A 21823-nucleotide genomic window follows, 5' to 3' on the forward strand; every position below is an offset into this window, starting at 1 on the left:
GGACGCACTGTAGTCCAGTGAGTTCTGTTACGCAACCCTATATGATGACCCCATGCAGCGGACCAGCTTCAAGGACATGAACTGCTCGCTCGCCCAGTGTTTGGAGGTGGTGGGGGAGTGGTGGTCGATGCTGATCCTGCGCGACGCGTTCCTCGGGGTCAGCCGGTTCGACGACTTCCAGGCCCGCCTCGGCATCTCCCGCAACGTGCTCAACCAGCGGCTCGCCCACCTCGTCGACGAGGGCGTGCTCGAGCGGGTGCCGTACCAGCAGCGGCCCGTCCGCAACGACTACCGCCTCACCGACAAGGGGCGCGACCTCTGGCACGTGCTCACCGCGATGCGCCAGTGGGGCGACCGGTGGGCCGCGCCCGGCGGGCCGCCCCTCGAGCTGCTGCACAGGGAGTGCGGCCATGTCACCGAGGCGGTGCCGACCTGCTCCGAGTGCGGCGGGGCCCTGCATGCCCGGGCGGTGCGCGCCGTGGCGGGCCCGGGTCACCGTGGTGAGACGGTGATCCCGGAGCGCCGCCCGCGCAGCTGAGGCGCCGAGAGCCTACGGAATCGTGTGCCCGGTGGCGAGGATCCAGGCCGGCACCCAGAAGGTGTAGATCGCGGTGGCGACGAGGATGACCCCGAGCGCCTTCGGCTGGAACTTGCCGTAGGTGGTCGCGGTCACCGCGAGGAAGGTCACCATCCAGAAGACCAGGATCGACTGGAACATCCAGCTGCCGGTGAAGAAGTGCCAGTAGAGGAGCGGGGCGAGGCCGACCGCGGCGGAGACGTTGCCCAGGGGCCGCAGGTCGAGGCCGAAGATCTCGGTGGCGCCGAGGAGGGTGAAGAACGCCGCGTAGAAGATCACCAGTCCGGCGAGCAGCACTGCGGCGTCGCCGAGCGGCGCGGGACGGGCCTGGATCAGGTAGAAGGCCTGGATGAAGTCGACGATGCCGGCGACCAGGGTGATCACCCCGACCGCCCTCAGCGGGTTGGACCCGTCCTTGGAGTCGGCCCCCGCTCCGAGGAAGAACAGACCGTTCGCCCACACGGCGATCCCGGTCAGGAAGAAGACGATCGTGATGGGAAGTGGTGCAGCCATGACGGTGCCCTCGTGGGGGCTGATGAGGTTCCGGATAGTAGACGCACGCCGATAAGATAGTAAACGTCACCGGACAGAGGAACGAACCCCAGGGCGACCGTCCGGGTCAGACGACGACCTGCAGCCGCTCGGAGCTCGACGCCGACCGCTCGTACTCGCGCCACGCCCGGGCGAGGCGGCCGACGCCGTCGCGGAGGGTGGCGGCGTCGCGGGTGAGCGGCAACCGCACGTGATCGTCGAAGGCGCCGCGGGCGGACATCACCGGCCCGGGGACGATCGCCACCCCGTGGCCGCCGGCCAGCGCCGCCAGCTCGCTCGCGCTGCCGAAGGGCAGGCGGACCCAGAGGCTGCTACCGCCCTCCGGCCGGCGCCAGGTCCAGCCGGGGAGCTGCCGGGTGAGCAGGCCGGTGAGCAGGTCGAGGGCCTCGCCCAGCTCGCGGCGCCGCAGCTCGCGGATCTCGGGCGCCCGGTCGAGCAGGCCGACGGCGACCGCCTGGCCGATGATCGACGTGCCCAGGTCGGCCACCGCCTTCACCCGGCCGAGGTGGGCGATCAGCGGGCGGGGCCCGCGGATCCATCCGATCCGCAGCCCGCCCCAGAAGAGCTTGCTCAGCGAGCCGACGGTGAGCACCGGGCCGCCGCCGGCATGGACCGCCACCGGGGGCGGGGGGTCGCCGCCGAGGCTCAGCTCGGCGAGGGCGTCGTCCTCGATCACGGGCACGTCGTAGGCGCGTGCCAGCGCGGCGAGGCGGCGGCGCCCGGGCTCGGGCAGGGTCGCGCCGGTGGGATTGTGGGAGGTCGGCATCAGGTACACGGCGCGCACCGGGTGGTCGGCCATCGTCGCCGCCAGGGCGTCGAGGTCGACCCCGGAGGCGTGGACGGGCACGGTGAGGATGCGCGCCCCGGCGGTGCGGAAGGCGTCGATGGCGCCGGGGAACGTCGGGTCCTCGACGACCACCACGGCTCCCGGCTCGAGCAGGCAGGTGGCGAGAACGCTGATCGCCTGCTGGGCGCCGCCGGTGATCAGCACCTCCTCGGCCGTGGTGGGGAGCCCCAGGGAGGTGAGGTGGGCGGCGACGGCGCGCCGCAGCGGCGGATGGCCGAGCGGCTGGACGCCGTGGTGCGCACCCAGCCCGTCGAGGTCGATCGCCGCGGTGGCGGCGCGCAGCGCCTCGCGTACCGCCGGCCCCGCCGGGGCGCAGGTGCCGATGAGGTCGACCCCGAGGTCGCCCGCGGCATTGAGCCCGCGGAAGAGCAGGTTGCGCTGCAGCGCGGTGGCCAGCTCCGCGGCCCGTCCCGAGGTGAGGGAGGTGGTCTCGGAGCGCACCACGGTGCCGCTGCCCTGGCGTCGCTCGACCAGCCCCAGGTCGCCCAGGGTGGCGAGGGCCGCGACCACGGTGCCGCGACCGACGCCGAGCTGGGCGGCGAGCGACCGCTCCGGGGGAAGCCGAAGCCCGGGCACCAGCTCGCCGGCCTCGATGCCGAGGCGGAGGGTGGCTGCGAGGCGGTCGCGCAGCGCGCCCTCCCGGTTCCGCCAGCCGGCGAGCACGCTGCGCAGCTCCGGGGGCAGGACCGGTCCAATGGGCGGTTGATTGGCTCTCATGATTGGCTCTATTGTGCCACTGAGCCGCCACCTGGAGGGGTCACCGGGATCCCGTGCGGCGCCACCGTGGAGGGCCGTGATGGGCGCCGTCGTCCTGCTCGTGGTGCTGCTCGCCGTCTGCCTGGTGGCGCCCTTCGCGGGCGCCGACTCGCGTCCCGCGCCGGAGGACCGGAGGCCGTGGTGGCCGGGCCGCGCCCCGGAGCGACCGGTCGCGCCGCGGGCCCGCATCCTCCGCCTGCCCCTGCCGGCGCCGGAGGGTGACCTCGCCACCCCCTTGAACTGAGCGCGGCCGCGGGCTAGGCTCGGTGCCGGCCCACCTCGTGTCCCTGGAGGTGGCGGAAGGGTGGGAGGGGTGATGCGACGGCGACTCTGGGCGGCAGGGCTGGGTGTCCTCGCCCTCCTCCTCCAGGCGGCCGGCGTGCAGGCCGGGCCGCCCCTCCCCGAGCCTGGCGCACTGGCGCCGCTGGGTGGCGACGCCTGCACCCCCGACAACCCCTACCAGGCGCAGCTCTGGCAGCGGCTCGAGCCCTACGGCGACCGCTGCCGGCGGCTCCACTTCTCGGTCGGCCCGCTGCAGATCAAGGCGGGGCAGATGGACGCCACGCTGCAGCCGGTGACCGTCGAGAAGCCCGCCTACCCCGGCTACGTGGTCCGCTTCAAGCCCGGGCTGGTGAACGCCGACGGCAGCGTCCCGGACATCGCCCAGGTGCACCTCCACCACGCCGCCTGGCTGCAGCCCTCCGCCTACCACTCTCCCTTCTTCGCCGCCGGCGAGGAGAAGACGATCATCGACCTCCCCGCCGGGTACGGGATGCACGTCGGCGCCACCGACGTCTGGCTGCTGCTCCACATGATCCACAACCAGACCCCGGAGCCGCGGGTGGTGTTCCTCACCTACGACGTCGACTACGTCGCCGACGCCGACGCGGCCGCGCTCGGGATCGTGCCGGTGCGGCCGATCTGGCTCGACGTCCAGCACCGGCCCGTCGCCCCGGGCGCACCCGACCGCTTCGCCTATCCTGTCTTCAACGTGCAGCGCGGCTTCGGCCACGTCGACCCGGAGCTGGGCCGCCGGGTCTGCACCTGGCCTCGCGAGAACTGCGCCCGCTTCGACTCGTTCGGCTACGCCACCCCCCAGCAGGGCGCGCCGGTGGCCCTGGCCGGCGCCGACCACGAGGTGACCGCGGACATCGCCGGCACCCTGGTCGCCATGGGCGGCCACCTCCACCCCGGTGGGGTCCGCGACGAGGTGAGCCTGGTCCGCGGCGGGGTGGAGCGTCCCATCTACGTCTCCGACGCGGTGCCCTGGAGCCACACCCGGCCGGACCGGGCGGGCGGCCCCCGCACGTCCTGGGATTTCGCCATGGCCGTCACCAACGCGGCGCTGGGCTGGAAGGTGCGGATCCGCCCGGGCGACCTGCTGCGGCTCAACGCCACCTACGACACCGAGGCCGCGTCGTGGTACGAGAACATGGGCATCGTGGTCGCCTGGGTGGCTCCGGACGACCCTCACGGCGAGCCCGGTGTGGACGTCTTCCGCGACCCGGTGACCCTCGACCCCGGGGTGCCGGTGACCGCCCTCGTCCCGGCGGGATCGGCGCCGCCGAGCTGCGCTCCCCGGCTCACCGGTGCCGGCCGGCGCCTCTGCCTGCGCGGCGAGGTGACCCACCCCCACCTCGCCGAGGCCTCGAACTTCGGCGGCTGCCCGCCCGGCGGCTGCGGGCCCATCCCTGGCAAGGCCGGGCCGCTGGTCAGCGACCTCGTGGCCGCCGGCTTCAACTACGGCGCCGCCGACATCCTCGCGGTCGGCGTCGCCGGCATCCCGCGGCTCCGGCTGGGGCAGCCGGCGCGCTTCTGGAACAGCGACTCCGCGGTGGACATCTGGCACACCTTCACCCTCTGCACCGAGGCGGTGGGAGTGGGGTGCACCGGCAGGACGGGCATCGCCTATCCCCTCGCCGACGGTGGCCGGGGCACCCGTGACGACCAGATGGACTTCGACTCCACCGAGCTCGGCTTCGGGATGTCCTTCTCGTCGGCGCGGGCGCAGATCCCGGGGGTCGGCTTCCCCGATCAGACCCTGCAGCAGGCCACCTGGTACGCGTTCACCCCGACGCGCACGGGCACGTTCCAGTTCTTCTGCCGGGTCCATCCGGCGATGCGGGGGGTGTTCCAGGTCGTCCCCTGACCCGCGACCGGTCAGGCGCCCCTGGGATCGTCCCGTCAGCGAGCGGCCGCGTCGCTGATCTCGCCGAAGCGGGGCCGGGGCTCGCGCGGCTGCCGCCGCGACGCCAGGTCGACGAGCTTGCGCACGGTGCGGTCGTCGACCGCGTAGTAGACCATCCTGCCGGCGCGCCGCCAGCTCACCATGTCCAGGTTGCGCAGGATGCGAAGGTGCTGCGACACCGCCGGCTCCGAGAGCCGCAGGGTGGCGGCGAGGTCGCACGTGCACATCTCCTGGGCGAGCAGGATCTGGACGATGGCCAGGCGGGTGGGGTCGCCGAGGGCCCCGAAGAGCTCGGCGAGACCGTCGTGGTCGGTGCGGGCGATCAGCGCGCGCGCCCGGGCCACGTCCTCGACGTGGATCGACCGGATATCGCCGGAGTTGGAGGTTCGGGGACTGCGTCCCGCAGAATTGGGCACCATCGTCATCGTACCCGTCTCACCGGGTGACTGGAGGACCTGGGTGCGCGGCTTCGCCGCCGTCGACGCCGCCGGCTCGGCCGTGGTCGACCCCGCCCACCTGGGCGACATCCAGGGCGCCTGGGGCCGGCTGCCCGTCCGCGAGCTGGCGCCGCGCCGCTCCCGGCGGGGGCGGCTCGCCGCGCTGGCGGTGGTGGCGGGCCCGGGCCTGCTCGCCATGGTCGCCGACAACGACGCCGGCGGCGTCGCGATCTACGCCGAGGCCGGGCAGGACCACGGCACCCGGCTGCTCTGGATGCTGCTGCTGCTGCTCCCCGTCGCCATCGTCAACCAGGAGATGGCCGCCCGCGTGGGGGCGGTGAGCGGCGTCGGCCACGCCCGCCTCATCCTCGCCCGCTTCGGCCGCTTCTGGACCGGGCTCGCCCTCGGCGACCTGGTGCTCCTCAGCGGGCTCACCCTGATCACCGAGTTCATCGGCGTCCGGATCGCGGCCGGCGCGCTCGGCGTGCCCGCCCGACCGGCGGTGGCGCTGTCCGCCGCCGCCCTGCTCGCCGCCACCCTGACCGGCAGCTTCCGCCGCTGGGAGCGGATGATGTACGTGCTCATCGCCGTCGACCTCGTCATCGTCCCGCTCGGCATCCTGGGCGGTGGCGGGGATGCCCGCCCGAGCGACCTCCTGCTCCCCGGCATCGGCGGTCCCGACAGCGACGCGGCGGTCCTGCTGGTTGCGCTCGCCGGCACCACCATCGCTCCCTGGCAGCTCTTCTTCCAGCAGTCGAGCGTGGTCGACAAGCGGATCACCCCGCGCTGGCTGGGCTACGAGCGGTTCGAGACGGTGGTGGGGGCGGTGCTGATGGTCGCCGGAGCGGCGGTGGTGATGACGGTCACGGCCGCCGCCTTCCGCGGCACCCCTCTGGCCGGCCACTTCACCGACACCGCGGGAGTGATGCAGGGGATCGGCGCCCGCCTGGGCGGCGCCGCCCGGACGCTCTTCGCGGTGGTGCTCCTCGACGGCTCGCTGCTCGGCGGCATGGCGGTGACCCTCGCCGCCTCCTACGCCTGCTCCGAGGTGACCGGTGCCCGCCACTCGCTCCACCGCGCCCCGCGCCGTGCCCCCGTCTTCTACGGCCTCATCGCGGCGATGATCGTGGCCGCGGCGGGGGTGGCGCTCCTCCCCGGGGTGGCGCCGGGGATGCTCACGGTGCTGGTCCAGGCCCTCGCCGGCCTGCTGCTGCCGAGCGCCACCATCTTCCTGCTGCTGCTCAGCAACGACACCCAGGTCCTGGGTCCATGGGTCAACCCGCCCTGGCTGAACTGGGTGGCGTCCACGGTGGTGGCCGCCCTTCTCCTGCTCTCCATGCTCCTCGTGGTCACCTCGGTGGACCCCGACATCCCGCTGCTGCCGCTGGGCGTCGTGCTCGGCAGCCTGGCCGCGGCCGGCCTGCTCGTCGCCGGGGTGCTGACCGGGTGGGGCCGGCGCGCCTGGGCCCGGGCCGAGTTCCTCGACACCGCCCGGCCGGGGATCCGCGTGGTCGGCCCCGGCGACCTGGTGGTGCTCCCCCCGCGCTCCCGGCCGGTGAGCAGGCTGGCGCAGCGCCGCCGCCGCTGGCGCACCCCGCCGCTCGAGGAGCTGGCCCGCCCGCACCTCTCCCGCGGCCGCATGCTCGGGATGGTGGCGCTCCGCGCCTACCTGATCGTGGCGGTGTGCGTGGTCGGGCTCCGGGGTGTGGTGGCGCTGCTGGGGCGCTGAGGGGCCTGTCCGAGGGGTGACGGTGCGCTCGTGTAGCCGGTCCAACTCCGACGCTATTGCGATGCTCTTGCATCTGTGGTAGGGTGCCGCGGATGGCGGTGGTCGCGGAGAGGCGGGCGGAGCGGACCGGTCCGGAGCGGATGAGCCGGCCCGAATGGCGGCGGCTGGGGGGCTTCTACGCCGTCGTGGCGCTGCTCCACGTGGTCGGCTGGGGCACCTTCCTGCTGGTGGTGCTGCCCGCCCACTACCAGGCGCTGGGCCTGGGCACGGCCACGCTCGCGTACACCTTCGGGATGCGCCACGCCTTCGACGCCGACCACATCTCCGCCATCGACAACACCACCCGCAAGCTGATGGCCGACGGCCAGCGGCCGATGGGGGTGGGCTTCTTCTTCTCGCTCGGCCACTCCACCGTGGTGTTCGGGCTCGCGGTGGGCCTGGCCGTCGCCGCCCGGCGGATCGCCGGTGCCGTGACCTCGGGCGGCTCGGCGCTGCACAGCACCGGCGGGCTGATCGGGACCCTGGTGTCAGGAACCTTCCTCTACCTGATCGGCATCGTCAACCTGGTGGTGCTGCTCGGCATCATCCGGGTGTTCCGCGAGATGCGCAGCGGCCGCTACGACGACGACGCCCTGGAGCGGAAGCTCAACGACCGCGGCCTGCTCTTCCGCTTCTTCGGGCCGCTGGCCCGGAGCATCCACTCCAGCTGGCAGCTCTATCCCCTGGGGGTGCTCTTCGGCCTCGGCTTCGACACCGCGACCGAGGTCGGGCTGCTGGCGCTGGCCGCGGGAGCGGCCGGCACCGGGCTGCCCTTCTACGCCATCCTCTGCCTGCCGGTGATCTTCGCCGCGGGGATGTCGCTGCTCGACACCGCCGACGGCGCCTTCATGTGCAAGGCGTACGGGTGGGCGTTCTCCAACCCGGTGCGCAAGGTCTACTACAACATCACCATCACCGGCCTCTCGGTCGGCGTGGCACTGCTGGTGGGCACCATCGAGATCGTCGGCCTCCTCGCCGGCCGCCTGGGCTGGAGCGGCGGCCTCTGGGACCGGGTGACCGGCGTCGACCTCAACACCATCGGCTTCGTCATCGTGGCGATGTTCGTGGTGACCTGGGGGCTTGCGCTCGCCGTCTGGAAGCTCGGCCATGTCGAGGAGCGCTGGTCACGATCGCTGCTCTCCGGCGCGACCGCCGCGCACGAGGCGCAGCTGGTCGGGGTTGCCCAGGGTGATCGCCAGCGGCTGGACGAGGTCGTCGAGCCCGGCGGTGACGGTGGCGAGGTCCGCGTGGGCCGGCCCTGAGAGGACCCCCGCACCGTGCCGATGGCGGTGCGAACTCGCTCTACGGGTCCAGCTCGAAGCGGTGGGGGAGGAGGGCGGAGGCGCTGGTCGCGACCGGTCGGCCCTCGGAGCGGAAGATGACGCGGGCGTCGGGGCCGAACTCGGCGATGACCTGGCGGCAGGCGCCGCAGGGGGGGACGGTGCGGGCGTCGGCGAAGACGGCGACGGCGTCGAGGCGCATCCCCGGGCCCTCGGTGGCGACGGCGGCGAAGACCGCGCTCCGCTCGGCGCAGACGCTGAGCCCGTAGCTGGCGTTCTCCACGTTGCAGCCCTGGAAGACCCCGCCGGCGAGGGTGCGCACCGCCGCCCCGACCCGGAAGCGCGAGTAGGGCGCGTGGGCGCTCGCCGCGGCCTCCCGGGCGACCTCGTAGAGGGCCTGGTCACCAGGGTCCACGCCGCTGGGCAGGCTGTCCAATTCGCGTCCCCCTCAGTTCATCAGATCCGGAAATGCCGCTCCGGCGGCGTGAGGCTACAATTCCCAGCCACCACCCGTGCGTTGGGGTCGGTGGCGAGGGGCACACGGTTCCCGCTGTGGGAACCCCTGTAGAGAACGTGGAGAAAGAGGGCGACGTCAAGGCCCGGCTCCTCGGTTCGGCCGAGGACGCTTTTGCTGCGTTCGAGCGCCTGCTGACCGCCATCCCGCTGGACCGCCGCTCCGGCGGCTGGAGCGTGCGGGAGGTGATCGGGCACCTCGCCTCCTGGACCGAGGCGGCGGCGCGCGGCATCCTCGAGGACATCGCCGGCTTCCCCTGGCACGACGAGGAGCGCGACGCCTTCAACGGCCGGGCCCGGAGGCAGGTCTCGGTGGAGAGCGACGCGCAGCTGGTGCAGCGCTACTCCGCCGCTCGCACCACCTTCCTCGCCACCCTGATGGCGGCGCCGCCGGCGGCTCTGGCGCCGGGGGCGGCCGCCGGCGAGTGGGCCCGGGGCATCGTCGAGCACTACATGGGGCATATCGCCAGGCTCGAGGGCAGGACCGCGGCATAGCCTCGGGGGCTGGACATCGTGGCCGGGGCCGGTCACCATGAGGCCCAACTCGATCGCCGACGGGCCGATGGGCGGGCACCGGCGACAGGAAGGGAAGGATATGACGTTCGTCAGCGTGACGACCATCTGTGCCCGGCGTCCCGGCGTGCTCGCCGGCGCCATCGCCGCCCTGGTGTCAGCCGCCGCCCTCGCCCCCTGCGTGTCCGCGGTGGCGGGCACCTCGCACCACCGCTCGCACGCGGGCTCGGGCGGCAGGGGATCCGCGGCGCCGGCGGCGGCGGGGCCGCGCAACCTGCTGACCAGCGGCGACGGCACCCTCGACACCGCGGTCGGGGTGTACGGCGACTGCAGCGGCGCCACCCCGGTGCCCACCGACATGGCGGCGGTCGACACGTGCATCCGCGGACGCACCTACTTCGTCGGCCACAACCTGGGGGTCTTCACCCCGCTGATGCACATGGGCGTGGGGTCGATCCTCACCTGGTACGACGCCCGTGGCGCGGTCCACCGCTATCGGGTGGTGGGGGTGCGCGACACCCCTGGGAACGGCGCCCATCCGCTGATCACCACGACCCGCCGCGTGGTCGCCCAGTTCCAGACCTGCGCGGTGACCAACGGCTCCGTCGACCGCATCCTGGACGCCGTCGCCGCCTAGCGGAGGTCGGGGTTGGTCGTGCCGCACGAGAGCGGGGGGCTCGCTTTCTCGCGGCGCGTCCAACGTCCCGGAGGGCTGATTGGAGAGATCCTTTGAGCTGACTTTTTCCATCTGCGGAGAGGGGGCCCTAGGGTTCCGCCGGCGGCGTCGCCGGGCTGCGACCGAGAGGGCAAGCGGCATCGTGCCGTGACACGGAGGGATAAAAACCCGGGAGGTTGTCCTTTTCCGTGCCCGTCGAGGTGCGTCGAGGTGCCCGATCTCCTGGTGGGCCAGCCGGTGGTCCTGTCCATCGACGTGCAGCAGGACGGCTCCGCCGTGGACGGTCCGATCCCGCACATGCCCGGATTCGAGCAGCGGCTCGAGCGCTCGGTCGAGATCGTGGAGGCGGCGCGTGAGGTCGGTGTCCCGGTCATCTTCGTACAGGAGCGCCACGCACGCACCTGGGTGGACTTCGGGCGTGAGCTCGACGGCCGCGAGCGGGCGCACTGCCTCGAGGACGACCCCGGCACCGCGCTGCATCCGCGGCTGCGGCCGCAGCCCGACGAGTACCACGTGCCCAAGCGCCGCTACTCGGCGTTCTTCGGCACCGACCTCGACATCCTGCTCCGCGGCCTGAGGGCGCGGACGCTGCTGCTCCTCGGCAGCCTCACCGACGTCTGCGTGCACTACACCTTCGCCGACGCACACCAGCACGACTACGTGGTGCGGGTCGCCGCCGATGCCGTGGGCGGCTCGTCGCTGCCCGCGCACGAGGCCTCGCTGCTCGCGATGGAGTACCTGCAGACCGGGGCGGTGCGCATGACCCGGGAGGTCGTCGCCGCGCTGCACGAGTACGGCGGGCCGCGGCGGCCGTCGGTGCGTCCCCGGCTGGTGGTGGGCGCGATGTGAGCCTTCTCGGCGAGGCGATCTGCACCGACGGCGGGATCGACGAGCCGGGCCCACTGCCGGGCGGCGGGGTCGTCGCCGCGGTCCAGGACCTGCACGTGACCTTCGGCGGCCGCGGCCGGCCGGTGCAGGCGGTTCGCGGCGTCGACCTGGAGCTGCGCGCGGGAGAGGTCGTCGCCCTGGTCGGCGAGTCCGGCTCGGGCAAGACGGTGCTGGGACTCTCGCTGCTGGGTCTGCTTCCTCCCCAGGCGCACGCGCGCGGCGTGGCGCGGGTCGGCGACGTCGACATGCTGACGGCGCCGGAACCGCTGCGCCGGCGCGTGCGCCGCGAGTTCCTCGGCGCCGTCTTCCAGGACCCGCTGAGCTCGCTCAACCCCACGATGCGCATCGGCGACCAGGTGGCCGAGGTGGCGGGGTCGCGCGCCGGCGCGGTGCGGCTGCTCGAGCACGCCGGCATCGCCGGCGCCGAGGACCGCCTCGCCCAGTACCCGCACCAGCTCTCCGGCGGGCTGCGCCAGCGGGTGATGATCGCCATCGCCATCGCCGGCAACCCCCGGCTGCTGATCGCCGACGAGCCCACCACCGCGCTCGACGTCACCGTCCAGGCGCAGGTGCTCCGGCTGCTCCGCCGGCTGTGCGACGAGATCGGCTGCGCGGTGGTGCTGGTCACCCACGACCTCGGGGTCGCCGCCACCGTCGCCGATCGCATCTGCGTCATGTACGCGGGCCGCGTCATGGAGGCGGGCGGGGGTGCCGCGATCCTGGCGCGGCCCGCCCACCCCTACACCGTGGCGCTGCTCTCCTCGCGGCTGCGGCTGACGAGCCGTCGCGGCCGCGCCCTCGCCACCATCGGCGGCGAGCCGCCCGACCCCCGGTCGCCGCTGCCCGGCTGCGCCTTCAGCCCGCGCTGCCCCGCCGCCACCGGCGCCTGCACCGAGGGGAAGCCGCCCCCGCCGGCGACGGCGCCGACCCACGACGGGCTCACCGCCTGCATCGTCCCCGGCGCGGCGGACAGCGCGCGGGCGGGCGAGGCGCAGCGGTCGCGGCCGGAACCCTCCGCGACCCCCACCGGCGGGGTGCGGGTGGAGGACGTGGTCGTCCGCCACCGGCTCCGCCGCGGCCACCTCGACGCCCTGCGCGGCGTCAGCCTCGAGGTCGCCCCCGGCGAGGCGGTGGCGGTGGTCGGCGAGAGCGGCAGTGGCAAGACCAGCCTCCTTCGGGTGATCGCCGGCCTGCAGCGGCCCACCTCGGGCCGGATCACCCTCGCCGAGGGGACCAGCCCGCTCATGGTCTTCCAGGACCCGGGCTCCAGCCTGACCCCGTGGCTGACGGTGGGCGAGCAGGTCGCCGACCGCATCCGCCGCCTGCCCGCGGACGAGCGCGAGGAGCGGGTGCGCCAGGCGCTCGCCTCGGTGGGACTGCCCGCGGAGACCGCCGTGGCGCGTCCCTCCCAGCTCTCCGGCGGCCAGCGCCAGCGCGTCGCCCTCGCCCGGGTGGTGGCCGGCGACTGCCGCCTGCTGCTCTGCGACGAGCCGATCTCCGCGCTCGACGCCTCGCTCGCCGCCGGCGTGCTCAACCTCATCCACCGGCTGCGCCACCAGCTCGGGATGGCGGTGGTCTTCGTCACCCACGACCTCGCCGCGGCCCGCTACGTCGGCGACCGCATGCTGGTGATGCGCCACGGCGAGGTGGTCGAGAGCGGCCCCGCCGAGCGGGTCTGCGGAGCGCCCGAGACCGAGTACACCCGCGAGCTCATCGCCGCGGTGCCGGGGCGGGGCCGGTGGCGGTAGCCGGGCCGTTCCAGGAGACGGCCGCCCCGGCGCCACCGCGGCGCCGGATCGCGCTCGACGTCGCCGGCCGGCTGCGCGCCGTCCCCGGGCTCGACCTCGCCGGCGCCGCGGTGTTCGTGCTGCTGGTGGCGGTGGCGCTGCTCGGCCCGGTGCTGCTGCGCACCGACCCCACCGCCGCCGTGGCCGGCCCGTTCGCGGCGCCGTCCGCGCACCACATCTTCGGCACCGACGACCTCGGCCGCGACATCCTCACCCGCGTTCTCCACGGCCTGCGCGCCAGCCTGGGCAGCTGCGTCGTGGTGATCGGCTCCGGGGTGGTCTTCGGCGGCGCGGTGGGGCTGATCGCCGGCCTCCGCGGCGGTTTCGTCGACGCCGCCCTGATGCGCTTCACCGACATCTTCCTCGCCCTCCCCGGCCCGGTGCTGGCGATCGCCGTGGTCGCCGCCCTCGGCCCCAGCCTGTCGCACACCCTGCTCGCCGTCGCCGTGGTCTGGTGGCCGTGGTACGCGCGCCTGGTGCGTGGCGAGGCGCGGTCGCTGGTCCACCGGCCCTTCGTCGACTCGGCGCGGCTCTGCGGGGTGGGGCGGTGGCGGCTGGTGGCGCGCCACATCCTGCCGGGCACGCTGCGCCCGGTGGTGGTCACCGCCAGCCTCGACGTGCAGAACCTGGTGCTGACGCTCGCCGGCCTCTCGTTCCTCGGGCTGGGGGCGCCGCCACCGGCCCCCGAGCTCGGGTCCATGGTCGCCACCGGCCAGGACTACTTCTTCGGTCACCCCTGGATCCCGCTCATCCCCGCGGCCGCCGTCTTCGTCCTTGCGGTGGCGGCGAACCTCACCGGCGACGCGATCCGCAGCCTCGACACCCGTCGTGGCTGACCAGTCTGGGAGGAGGAAACCGATGAACCGACGCGCTGCCCTCGGCATCCTGGCGGCGGCCACGCTGGCCACGTCCTGCGGAAGCAGCGCGTCGGGAAGCGGCACCACCGCGGCGCCCAGCGACGTCCTCCACCTCGCCTACTACGGCGACCAGACCACGCCCGACCCCGACGTCTTCTACGACATCGAGGGGCTGACCACCATTCTCCCGGTGTACGACAACCTGATCCGCTACAAGCCGGACGGCAGGGAGTTCCAGGGCGACCTGGCCACCAGGTGGACGGGGTCCGACGACGGCCTCACCTACACCTTCACCCTGCATCCCGGTGTGGTGTTCGACGACGGCACCCCCTGCGACAGCAGGGCGGTGGCGGCGGCGTTCCAGCGGCGCACCGACGTCGGCTCCGCGCCCGCCTACATGCTCGCCGACGTCGATCACTACGAGACCCCGGACGCGACCACCTTCATCGTGAAGCTGAAGAAGCCGGTCAGCGCCTTCCTCGATTACATGGCCTCGAGCTGGGGGCCGAAGGCGGTGAACCCGGCGGTGCTCACCGCCCACGCCGGCACCGACCACGCCCAGACCTGGCTGCAGAGCCATGGCGCCGGCAGCGGTCCGTTCGTGCTGTCGTCGTTCCAGCGCGGCCGCCGCTACACGCTGACCCGGAACGCCAGGTACTGGGGCACCAGGCCGTTCTTCCGCGAGATCGACATCGACATCATCGCGGACTTCTCCACCCAGCGTCAGAAGCTCGACAAGGGCGACCTCGACGTCATCCTCCACGCCTACCCGGTCGCCGAGCTCGACTCCGCGAAGTCGAACCCGCAGCTGGTCGAGAAGGACTTCAAGGCGTACCTGATGCCGCTGGTGTACTTCAACCCGGCGAAGCCCGCGGTGGCCACCGCGGCCGCGCGCGAGGCGATCGCGAAATCGCTCGGCATCCCCGACGTCGTCAGCCAGGTGTACGGCCGGCTCGGCACCCTCGCCGGCGGCGCCTATCCCACCGACATCCTCGACCCGGCGGCGGCGCCGGTGAGGTACGTCGACGACCCGGTGGCGGCGAGGGCGGCCATCCCCGGCGGCGCGCTGACCCTCGACTTCGCCTACGTCGCCGACGAGAGCGGCGTGCAGCGGCGCGCCGCCGAGCTCATGCAGCAGAAGGCGGCGCGGGCGGGGATCACCCTCACCCTGCGCGAGGTGCAGAACGCGCAGACCTACGACTTCGTCAAGGACCTGGCCAAGGCGCCGGACATGCTCCTCGCCACCAACACCCCCGACGCCGCCAACCCCGACACCTGGGCACGCATCCTCTGGGGCACCGGCGGCGGGCTCAACTTCTTCGGCTACTCCAACCCGGCGATCGACGCGGCCCTCGACCAGGGCCTGCGCTCCACCGACGCGGCGGTGCAGAAGACCGCGTACGGCCAGGCCGGGACGCTGATGCTCGCCGACTGGGTGCTGCTGCCGATCGCGAACATCAAGGACTGGATGGTGATGCGCGCCGACCTCACCGGCGTGCGGCACGTGCCGAACTACGCCTGGACGCTCGACATGGGCGCGGTGGGCCGCAGGTGAGACGGGTGCTGCTGGGACGGCTGGGCGGCGCCCTGCTCGTCCTGCTCAGCCTCGTGACCATCGTCTTCCTGCTGCGCATGGCGGTGCGCGCCGACCCGGTGAAGGTCCGGCTCGGCGCCAACGCCTCGCAGCAGGCGGTCGAGCGCGAGCGCCACCGCCTCGGGCTCGACCGGCCGATCACGGTGCAGTTCGTCACCTACCTGGGCGGCGCCATCCACGGTGATCTCGGGGAGTCGCTGCACACTCGCCGGGCGGTGCGCGACGACATCGCCGACTTCCTCCCCGCCACCCTCGAGCTCGCCGCGGTCGCCGCTGCGCTGGCGGTCAGCGGCGGCATGCTCCTCGGCGTGGTCGGGGCCACCGCGCGGCGGGGCGCGGGGCTGCTTCGCCTCCTCTTCGTCGCCGGTGCCTCCGCGCCCACCTTCCTCATCGGCCTGCTGCTGATCTACGCGTTCTACCAACGGCTTGGCTGGCTGCCCGCCACCGGGCGGACCTCGCTGCACGACGCCCCGGCGGGGCCCACCGGCCTGCTGCTGGTCGACAGCCTGCTCCGCGGCCGGGTGGACGCGCTGCTCGACGGCGCCGCCCACCTGGTGCTCCCGGCGGTGTGCCTCGCCCTCGCCCCCGCGGCGGCGGTGGGCAGGGTGCTGCGCTCGTCGCTGCTCGACACCTACGGCGCCGACTTCGTGCGCACCGCGCGGGCCAAGGGGCTGCACCCCTGGCGCATCCTCTGGCGCCACGCGCTGCGCGCCTCGCTGAGCGCGCCGCTGACGATGATCGGGCTGCAGACCGGGCTGCTGCTCGCCGGCGTGGTGGTGGTGGAGACCGTCTTCGCCTGGCCGGGGATCGGGCTCTACACGGTGCAGTCGATCCAGGCCGCCGACTTCGCCAGCGTCGCCGGGGTGACCCTGCTGCTCGGCACCGTCTACGTGCTCGTGAACCTCGCCGTCGACCTCGGCCAGACCGCCGCCGACCCGCGCCTGCGAGCGGCGTGAGCGCGCGGCGGGTGGTGCCGCTGCTGATCGGGACCCAGCTGCTCGACCGCTGCGTCGCGCTCGGCGGCCCGCCGACCGGCCTCCGCGACCGCATCCCCATCCCCGGCTTCCTCGTCGAGCTGGAGGACGGGCGCACCCTGCTCTGGGACACCGGCACGGACGAGGCTGCGCTCGAGATCCCGGGCCTGTTCGACGCTGACTTCCCACCGCCGGACATGGGTCCGGACGACCTCCTCGGCGCCCGCCTCGAGGCGGCGGGGTGCGGCCTCGACGGGGTGGACGTGGTCGGGCTGAGCCACCTGATGATCGACCACGCCGGCGGGCTGCGGCACCTGCCCGGGCGCGACGTGATCGTGCACGCCGCCGAGCTCGACTACGCGATGGGCGAGCCGAACCCCGGCTGCTACCGCCGAGACGACTATGCCGGCCCCGACGTCCAGGTGCGCTTCCGCACCGTCGACGGCGACGAGGACGTGCTGCCCGGGGTCACCGCGCTCGCCACCCCCGGCCACTCCCCGGGCCACCTCAGCCTGCTCGTCCGGCTCGCGTCGGGGCGCTCGGTGCTGATCGCCAGCGACGCCGGCGACCTCCGCGAGAACTTCGACCAGGAGCTGCCTCCGGGGATCCTCCTCGCCGGCCGGGAGCCGGCCCTCGCCTCGATCCGGCGGCTGCGCCGGCTCGCCGAGGACACCGGCGCCCTGCTCATCCCCGGCCACGACCCGGTCGCCTGGGCCGAGCTGCCCCCCGAGCTCCTCTAACCGGAGGGATACGGCCCCCACGCCACCCGGTCCAGCCGGGCCGGCCTCCGGCCCAGCCTGCCGGAGCGGACCATGCTGGCGAGGCAGTCGAGCACCACCCGGGCGGCGACGATCGAGGTCTGCTCGGCCCAGTCGTACGGGGGCGAGCACTCGACGATCTCCATCCCCGCCAGGCCCGGGGCCGAGACCAGCCGCACCAGGCCGAGGGCCTCGCGGGGGAGCAGGCCGCCGGGCTCGGGCCAGCCGGTGCCGGGCACGAAGCCGGCGTCGAGCACGTCGATGTCGAAGGACAGGTAGACCGCCTTCGCCCCCTTCCACGCCAGCTCCAGCGCCACCTCCGCGACCTTCTCGATGCCGACCCGCTCGACATCGCCGACGGTGATCACCGTGGTGCCGCGCTCGCGGCCCACCCTCACCCCGGCGCGCGGCGCCTGCCAGCCGCCGATGCCGATCTGGACGAGGTTGACCGCCGGCGCGTTGGGGATGTCGGTGGCGTGGAACCACGGCGTGGTGTGCATGCGCTCGTCGAGGTCGTGCTCCTGGGTGTCGACGTGGCGGTCGAAGTGGATGATGCCGATGTTCCCGTCGACGTACGGGGCGAGCCCGCGCACCGTCGGGTACCCGATGCTGTGGTCGCCCCCGAGGACCACCGGGAAGGCGCCGGACTCGACCACGTGCGCCATCCCCCTGCTGATCTGGTCGAACGACTTCTCGATGTTCGCGGGGATGGTGAAGATGTCGCCGATGTCGACCAGGTTCAGCTGCTCGCGGAGGTCGACGCCCAGCTCGTAGGAATAGGTGCCGAACAGGCCGGTGGCACGGCGGATACCCTGGGGCCCGAAGCGCGTCCCCGGCCGGTAGGTGGTGCCGGCGTCGAGGGGGGCGCCGAGCACCGCCACCTCGGCGTCGCCGACGTCGTGGACGTCCTCGAGGAACGGCGCCTTGAGGAAGGTGCCACGCTCGCCCGCGAAATGGGGCAGCTCGCCGCGCACGAACGTGCTGATGGTGCGGTCGCGGATCGACTCGGCGGCGTCGAGGCCGAGGGCGCGGCAGCGCTCCAGCTCCTCCTCGAGCCTGCGGGTGGGCAGCTCGGCCTCCGCACGCTGCGCCCAGGCGCCCTCGCGGTCGACGGGAGCCCCCCCCTCTCCGATCATGTCCCCATCTCCTCCACGAGTGGACCGAGCAGGTCGTCCAGCTCGGCGAGCGAGCCGCCGAGGGCGCGGGCCAGGACCAGGTCCGGGCCCAGCGCCTCGGCGGCGCCGGCGCCGTCGAGGGCCGCCTCCCAGCGCCGTGCCCGGCTGCGGGCGCCGCGTCCGGCGGCCACCGCGGTGCCCAGGTGGGTGGCGTCGCCCAGCCGCCAGGGCGCCCGGGGGTCGCGGTCGAGCCGCAGCCGCTCCTCGTACCGCACCGCGCCCCCTCGGCGGATCACCATCCGGAGCACCGCGTCCCGGGCTCCGTGCACCGCCACCACCTCCGAGACCGCGCACCGGCCGCGGGGATCGCAGTCGACCACCGTCGTCAGCCGTGCCCGGGCACCCTCGGCGAGGATCACCCCGGCGGACCGCCAGCTCAGCTCCGCCCCGGCGGCGGCACGCAACCGGGTGCGCAGCGCCGAGGTCCCCGGCTGCACCACGGTCGCACCGGCGCCGCGCACCCGGGCTCGCGCCCCGGCCGCGGCGTCGACCTCGATCCGCCAGCGGTCGCCGTCGCAGAGGCCGCCGCGGGCCTGCACCACGGTGACCGCGCAGCTCGCCGCCCGCGGGCCGCGGACGGCGCGCACCGGGCCGGCGGCGCCGCCGCGGGCCAGCCAGGTCATCCCCGCGGCGGCGGCGAACGCGATCCGCGACGCGGCGATCCGCTGCGGCGGCGCGACCGCGATCACGGCGCCACCGCGGCGCCGAGGCGGGCGCGCACCAGGTCGACCACCGCGTCGACGCCGGTGCCGGCGCGGAGGTCGGTGAACACCAGCGGGCGCTCGCCGCGCAGGGCGACGGCGTCGCGGCGCATCACCTCGAGGTCGGCGCCGACGTGGGGGGCGAGGTCGACCTTGTTGATCACCAGCAGGTCGCTGAGGGCGGTGCCGGGGCCGCCCTTGCGCGGCACCTTGTCGCCGCCGGCCACGTCGATCACGAAGATCGTCATGTCGGCGAGGGCGGGGGAGAAGGTGGCGGCGAGGTTGTCGCCCCCGGACTCGACCAGCACCAGCCGGATCCCGGGGTGGCGGCGCCGCAGCTGCGCGATGGCGCGCAGATTGGGGGTGACGTCCTCGCGGACGGCGGTGTGCGGGCAGGCACCGGTCTGCACCGCGACGATGCGCGAGCTCGGCAGCGCGCCGTGGCGACGCAGGAACTCGGCGTCCTCGTCGGTGAACAGGTCGTTGGTGACGACCCCGACCGAAACCTGGTCGCGGAGGCGCTCGCAGAGGCGGCGCACCAGCGCGGTCTTCCCGGAGCCGACCGGCCCGGCGACGCCCACCCGCAGCACGGCGGCGGTCACGAGGCGAAGAGCCTGGACGGCAGCCGGCGCTGGCGCATGCCGTCGATCTCCCAGCGCACCGCGCAGGCGGGGCGGAGCCGGCCGTCGCGGGCCAGCCGCGCCCAGCTCTGGATCCCGGGGCGGAGCCCGCGGAGCATCGCGATGGCGTCGTCGCCGGAGCTCACCCCCAGCCGCACCGCCACCTGCGCCTGGCCGAGCAGGGCCGCCTGGGCGTAGGCGGCGGCCGCCTCGGCGGCGCCGGCGCCGGCCCGGCCGGCGAGCCAGCCGAAGGCGGCGGCGCGGTGGCAGGGGCGCTCACGCTCGCCGCCGAGCCGGAGCAGCCGCGCCCCCACCCCCAGCGACGCCTCCCGCCACGCCGCCACCGCGATCCGGGCGTCGAGGGCGCGGGAGGGCGCCTCCGGGGTGGGGGCGCGCGCCGCGCGGGCGACGGTTGGCAGCTCCAGCGGGCCGATCGCGTCCTCCAGCGCCCCCTCCAGCCACCGGGCGGCGTCGGCGGGGCCGGCGATGCGTCCCTCCCGCACCGCGGTCTCCCATCCCGCCGAGGCGGTGAAGGCGCCCGTGGGCAGGCCGCTGTCGGCGAGCAGCAGCAGCTCGAGCAGCGCGTCCCCCATCAGAAGAGCTGGTACAGGCGGCCGAGCGGCACCTCGGCCTGGGGCTCGGAGCGGAGCAGCTCGCCGTCGGCGGTGACCCGGTAGCGGCGTGGGTCGACCTGGATGTCGGGAAGGGCGTGGTTGCGCACCATGTCCCCCTTGCCCACGGTGCGGCAGCCGCGCACCGCCTCGACCGCGCGGCGGAGGCCGAGCCGCTCCGGCACCCCGCCGTCGACCGCGGCGGCCGAGACGAAGGTGACGCACGAGACCTCGGGGGCGAGCGCGGCGAACATCGGACGCCCCCACACCGGTTGCGGGGTGGGGATGGAGGCGTTGGGGTCGCCGGTCGACGCCCAGGCGATCCATCCCGACTTGAGCACCAGCGAGGGTCGCACCCCGAAGAACGCGGGACGCCACACCACCAGGTCGGCGAGCAGGCCGGGGGCGACACTCCCGACGATGTGGGAGATGCCGTGCGCCCGGGCGGGGTTGACGGTCACCTTGGCGAGGTAGCGCAGCACCCGGGAGGTGTCGTGGTCGCCGTCGTCACCCTCGAGCGGGCCCCGCTGGCGCAGCATCGAGTGCGCGGTCTGGAAGGTGCGGCGCCAGGTCTCGCCGATGCGTCCCATCGCCTGGGAGTCGCTCGACACCATGCTGATCGCGCCGAGGTCGTGGAGCACGTCCTCGGCGGCGATGGTCTCGCCCCGGATGCGCGACTCGGCGAAGGCGAGGTCCTCGGCGAGCCTGGGGTCGAGGTGGTGGCAGACCACCAGCATGTCGAGGTGCTCGACCAGGGTGTTGACCCCGTACGGACGGGTGGGATTGGTCGAGCTCGGCAGCACGTTGGCCAGCCCGGCCATGCGGATGATGTCCGGGGCGTGGCCGCCGCCGGCGCCCTCGACGTGGTACGCGTGGATGGCCCGCCCGGCGATCGCAGCGATGGTCTCCTCGACGAAGCCGCTCTCGTTGAGGGTGTCGGTGTGGATGGCGACCTGGACGTCGGTGGCGGCGGCGACCCGCAGCGCGGCGTCGATCGCCGCCGGGGTCGAGCCCCAGTCCTCGTGGAGCTTGAGCCCGCAGGCGCCGGCGGCGACCTGGTCGAGCAGGGGCTGCTCGCGGGCGCAGTTGCCCTTGCCGGTGAGCCCGATGTTCACCGGCAGCCGCTCGGCCGCACGGAGCATGTTGGCGATGTTCCAAGGCCCCGGGGTGCAGGTGGTGGCCCGGGTGCCCTCGGCGGGACCGGTGCCGCCGCCGATGCAGGTGGTGATCCCCGAGGCCAGCGCCTCGGCGGCGAGGTCCGGGCAGATCCAGTGCACGTGGGAGTCGATGCCGCCGGGGGTGACGATGCAGCCCTGGGCGGAGATCACCTCGGTGCGCGCGGTGACCACGAGCGCGGGATCGACGCCGTCCATGATGTCGGGGTTGCCGGCGCGGCCGATGCCGACGATGCGCCCGCCGACGACGCCGATGTCGCAGACCACCGCCCCCTCCACCGGGTCGAGGAGCAGCCCGCCGGCGATCACCAGGTCGAGGCCGCCGTCGCGCGACGACTGTCCCATGCCATCGCGCAGCACCTTGCCGCCGCCGAAGCGCAGCTCGTCGCCCTCGCCGACCAGCGAGCGCTCCACCCGCACCCGTAGCCCGGTGTCGGCGAGCCGCACCCGGTCGCCGGTGGTGGGGCCGTAGCGGTGGAGGCGGTCGTCGGCGCCGCTCATCTCATCAGCGGGGGTGTCCCCCCCCTCGCCGCGGCGGCAGAGCCGCCTTCGCTCACCCCGCCCCCACTGATGCGC

General features: G+C 74.3%; 22 protein-coding genes. 13 read left to right on the forward strand and 9 right to left on the reverse strand.

Features of this window, described 5'->3' with window-relative positions:
* Positions 1 to 52 precede the first annotated feature (52 nt).
* Positions 53 to 538, forward strand: a complete 486-nt coding sequence (locus VGL20_20035; GenBank protein ID HEY2705979.1) for a helix-turn-helix domain-containing protein — start codon at positions 53 to 55, stop codon at positions 536 to 538.
* 12 nt (positions 539 to 550) lie between these two features.
* Here VGL20_20035 and VGL20_20040 read toward each other — a convergent pair whose 3' ends face one another.
* Together VGL20_20040 and VGL20_20045 are read right to left on the reverse strand one after the other, a co-directional pair.
* Positions 551 to 1090, reverse strand: coding sequence for an AmiS/UreI family transporter (locus VGL20_20040; protein ID HEY2705980.1), 540 nt, complete (start codon positions 1088 to 1090; stop codon positions 551 to 553).
* 106 nt (positions 1091 to 1196) lie between these two features.
* Positions 1197 to 2693, reverse strand: coding sequence for a PLP-dependent aminotransferase family protein (locus VGL20_20045; GenBank protein HEY2705981.1), 1497 nt, complete (start codon positions 2691 to 2693; stop codon positions 1197 to 1199).
* A 79-nt stretch (positions 2694 to 2772) separates the two neighbouring features.
* Between VGL20_20045 and VGL20_20050 the strand changes: the two genes are divergently transcribed.
* Both VGL20_20050 and VGL20_20055 read left to right on the forward strand, forming a co-directional pair.
* Positions 2773 to 2976, forward strand: coding sequence for a hypothetical protein (locus VGL20_20050; GenBank protein ID HEY2705982.1), 204 nt, complete (start codon positions 2773 to 2775; stop codon positions 2974 to 2976).
* A 72-nt stretch (positions 2977 to 3048) separates the two neighbouring features.
* Positions 3049 to 4881: a hypothetical protein gene (locus VGL20_20055; GenBank protein HEY2705983.1), complete on the forward strand. Its 1833-nt coding sequence runs from the start codon at positions 3049 to 3051 to the stop codon at positions 4879 to 4881.
* A 35-nt stretch (positions 4882 to 4916) separates the two neighbouring features.
* Here VGL20_20055 and VGL20_20060 read toward each other — a convergent pair whose 3' ends face one another.
* Positions 4917 to 5336 carry a metalloregulator ArsR/SmtB family transcription factor gene (locus VGL20_20060; protein HEY2705984.1) on the reverse strand — a complete coding sequence of 140 codons (420 nt, stop codon included), beginning with the start codon at positions 5334 to 5336 and terminating at the stop codon, positions 4917 to 4919.
* A gap of 43 nt (positions 5337 to 5379) precedes the next feature.
* Here VGL20_20060 and VGL20_20065 point away from each other — a divergent pair, with 43 nt between their 5' ends.
* Complete coding sequence (locus VGL20_20065; GenBank protein HEY2705985.1) at positions 5380 to 7086, forward strand: NRAMP family divalent metal transporter; 1707 nt, start codon at positions 5380 to 5382, stop codon at positions 7084 to 7086.
* Between the two features lie 92 nt (positions 7087 to 7178).
* A complete protein-coding gene (locus VGL20_20070) occupies positions 7179 to 8387 on the forward strand; it encodes a HoxN/HupN/NixA family nickel/cobalt transporter (protein HEY2705986.1) in 1209 nt (402 codons plus the stop codon).
* Between the two features lie 40 nt (positions 8388 to 8427).
* On the opposite strand, the gene cdd is transcribed toward VGL20_20070, so the two are convergent.
* Complete coding sequence (cdd, locus tag VGL20_20075) at positions 8428 to 8841, reverse strand: cytidine deaminase (protein HEY2705987.1); 414 nt, start codon at positions 8839 to 8841, stop codon at positions 8428 to 8430.
* A 137-nt stretch (positions 8842 to 8978) separates the two neighbouring features.
* On the opposite strand from cdd, the gene VGL20_20080 reads away from it, so the two are divergent.
* The 8 genes from VGL20_20080 (at position 8979) to VGL20_20115 (ending at position 16947) form a co-directional block, all read left to right on the forward strand.
* Positions 8979 to 9413: a DinB family protein gene (locus VGL20_20080; protein ID HEY2705988.1), complete on the forward strand. Its 435-nt coding sequence runs from the start codon at positions 8979 to 8981 to the stop codon at positions 9411 to 9413.
* Between the two features lie 100 nt (positions 9414 to 9513).
* Positions 9514 to 10068, forward strand: a complete 555-nt coding sequence (locus VGL20_20085; protein HEY2705989.1) for a hypothetical protein — start codon at positions 9514 to 9516, stop codon at positions 10066 to 10068.
* 249 nt (positions 10069 to 10317) lie between these two features.
* Positions 10318 to 10956, forward strand: coding sequence for a cysteine hydrolase (locus VGL20_20090; protein HEY2705990.1), 639 nt, complete (start codon positions 10318 to 10320; stop codon positions 10954 to 10956).
* Positions 10953 to 12743: an ABC transporter ATP-binding protein gene (locus VGL20_20095; protein ID HEY2705991.1), complete on the forward strand. Its 1791-nt coding sequence runs from the start codon at positions 10953 to 10955 to the stop codon at positions 12741 to 12743. Before VGL20_20090 ends, VGL20_20095 begins: the two co-directional genes overlap by 4 nt.
* A complete protein-coding gene (locus tag VGL20_20100) occupies positions 12734 to 13618 on the forward strand; it encodes an ABC transporter permease (GenBank protein HEY2705992.1) in 885 nt (294 codons plus the stop codon). The genes VGL20_20095 and VGL20_20100 overlap by 10 nt, the downstream gene beginning before the upstream one ends.
* Before the next feature lie 22 nt (positions 13619 to 13640).
* Positions 13641 to 15194 carry an ABC transporter substrate-binding protein gene (locus VGL20_20105; protein ID HEY2705993.1) on the forward strand — a complete coding sequence of 518 codons (1554 nt, stop codon included), beginning with the start codon at positions 13641 to 13643 and terminating at the stop codon, positions 15192 to 15194.
* Entirely contained in the window at positions 15191 to 16189 is a 999-nt protein-coding gene (locus tag VGL20_20110) for an ABC transporter permease (protein HEY2705994.1), read from the forward strand. The genes VGL20_20105 and VGL20_20110 overlap by 4 nt, the downstream gene beginning before the upstream one ends.
* Entirely contained in the window at positions 16186 to 16947 is a 762-nt protein-coding gene (locus VGL20_20115; GenBank protein HEY2705995.1) for an N-acyl homoserine lactonase family protein, read from the forward strand. Before VGL20_20110 ends, VGL20_20115 begins: the two co-directional genes overlap by 4 nt.
* On the opposite strand, the gene VGL20_20120 is transcribed toward VGL20_20115, so the two are convergent.
* The 5 genes from VGL20_20120 to ureC are packed head-to-tail and all read right to left on the reverse strand — an operon-like array spanning position 16944 to position 21748.
* On the reverse strand, positions 16944 to 18101 hold the full coding sequence (locus VGL20_20120; GenBank protein HEY2705996.1) for an agmatinase family protein: 1158 nt from the start codon (positions 18099 to 18101) through the stop codon (positions 16944 to 16946). The two genes, VGL20_20115 and VGL20_20120, sit on opposite strands and share 4 nt — an antisense overlap.
* Complete coding sequence (locus VGL20_20125) at positions 18098 to 18829, reverse strand: urease accessory protein UreD (protein HEY2705997.1); 732 nt, start codon at positions 18827 to 18829, stop codon at positions 18098 to 18100. The genes VGL20_20120 and VGL20_20125 overlap by 4 nt, the downstream gene beginning before the upstream one ends.
* Complete coding sequence (gene ureG, locus VGL20_20130; protein ID HEY2705998.1) at positions 18826 to 19443, reverse strand: urease accessory protein UreG; 618 nt, start codon at positions 19441 to 19443, stop codon at positions 18826 to 18828. The genes VGL20_20125 and ureG overlap by 4 nt, the downstream gene beginning before the upstream one ends.
* Positions 19440 to 20054 carry an urease accessory UreF family protein gene (locus VGL20_20135; protein ID HEY2705999.1) on the reverse strand — a complete coding sequence of 205 codons (615 nt, stop codon included), beginning with the start codon at positions 20052 to 20054 and terminating at the stop codon, positions 19440 to 19442. Before VGL20_20135 ends, ureG begins: the two co-directional genes overlap by 4 nt.
* Positions 20054 to 21748 (reverse strand): urease subunit alpha, encoded by a 1695-nt coding sequence (gene ureC / locus VGL20_20140; GenBank protein HEY2706000.1) that lies wholly within the window; start codon positions 21746 to 21748, stop codon positions 20054 to 20056. The genes VGL20_20135 and ureC overlap by 1 nt, the downstream gene beginning before the upstream one ends.
* Between the last annotated feature and the right edge of the window lie 75 nt (positions 21749 to 21823).

The organism is Candidatus Dormiibacterota bacterium (assembly GCA_036495095.1).
Lineage (GTDB): Bacteria > Chloroflexota > Dormibacteria > Aeolococcales > Aeolococcaceae > CF-96.

Bases quoted from the DNA above. Each gene is read 5' to 3' on its own strand.
- VGL20_20105 (HEY2705993.1), top strand. From the start codon at position 13,641: ATGAACCGACGCGCTGCCCTCGGCATCCTGGCGGCGGCCACGCTGGCC.
- VGL20_20085 (HEY2705989.1), top strand. From the start codon at position 9,514: ATGACGTTCGTCAGCGTGACGACCATCTGTGCCCGGCGTCCCGGCGTG.
- VGL20_20120 (HEY2705996.1), bottom strand. From the start codon at position 18,101: ATGATCGGAGAGGGGGGGGCTCCCGTCGACCGCGAGGGCGCCTGGGCG.
- ureC (HEY2706000.1), bottom strand. From the start codon at position 21,748: ATGAGCGGCGCCGACGACCGCCTCCACCGCTACGGCCCCACCACCGGC.
- VGL20_20040 (HEY2705980.1), bottom strand. From the start codon at position 1,090: ATGGCTGCACCACTTCCCATCACGATCGTCTTCTTCCTGACCGGGATC.
- VGL20_20135 (HEY2705999.1), bottom strand. From the start codon at position 20,054: ATGGGGGACGCGCTGCTCGAGCTGCTGCTGCTCGCCGACAGCGGCCTG.
- VGL20_20035 (HEY2705979.1), top strand. From the start codon at position 53: ATGCAGCGGACCAGCTTCAAGGACATGAACTGCTCGCTCGCCCAGTGT.
- VGL20_20070 (HEY2705986.1), top strand. From the start codon at position 7,179: ATGGCGGTGGTCGCGGAGAGGCGGGCGGAGCGGACCGGTCCGGAGCGG.
- VGL20_20045 (HEY2705981.1), bottom strand. From the start codon at position 2,693: ATGAGAGCCAATCAACCGCCCATTGGACCGGTCCTGCCCCCGGAGCTG.
- VGL20_20055 (HEY2705983.1), top strand. From the start codon at position 3,049: ATGCGACGGCGACTCTGGGCGGCAGGGCTGGGTGTCCTCGCCCTCCTC.
- VGL20_20050 (HEY2705982.1), top strand. From the start codon at position 2,773: ATGGGCGCCGTCGTCCTGCTCGTGGTGCTGCTCGCCGTCTGCCTGGTG.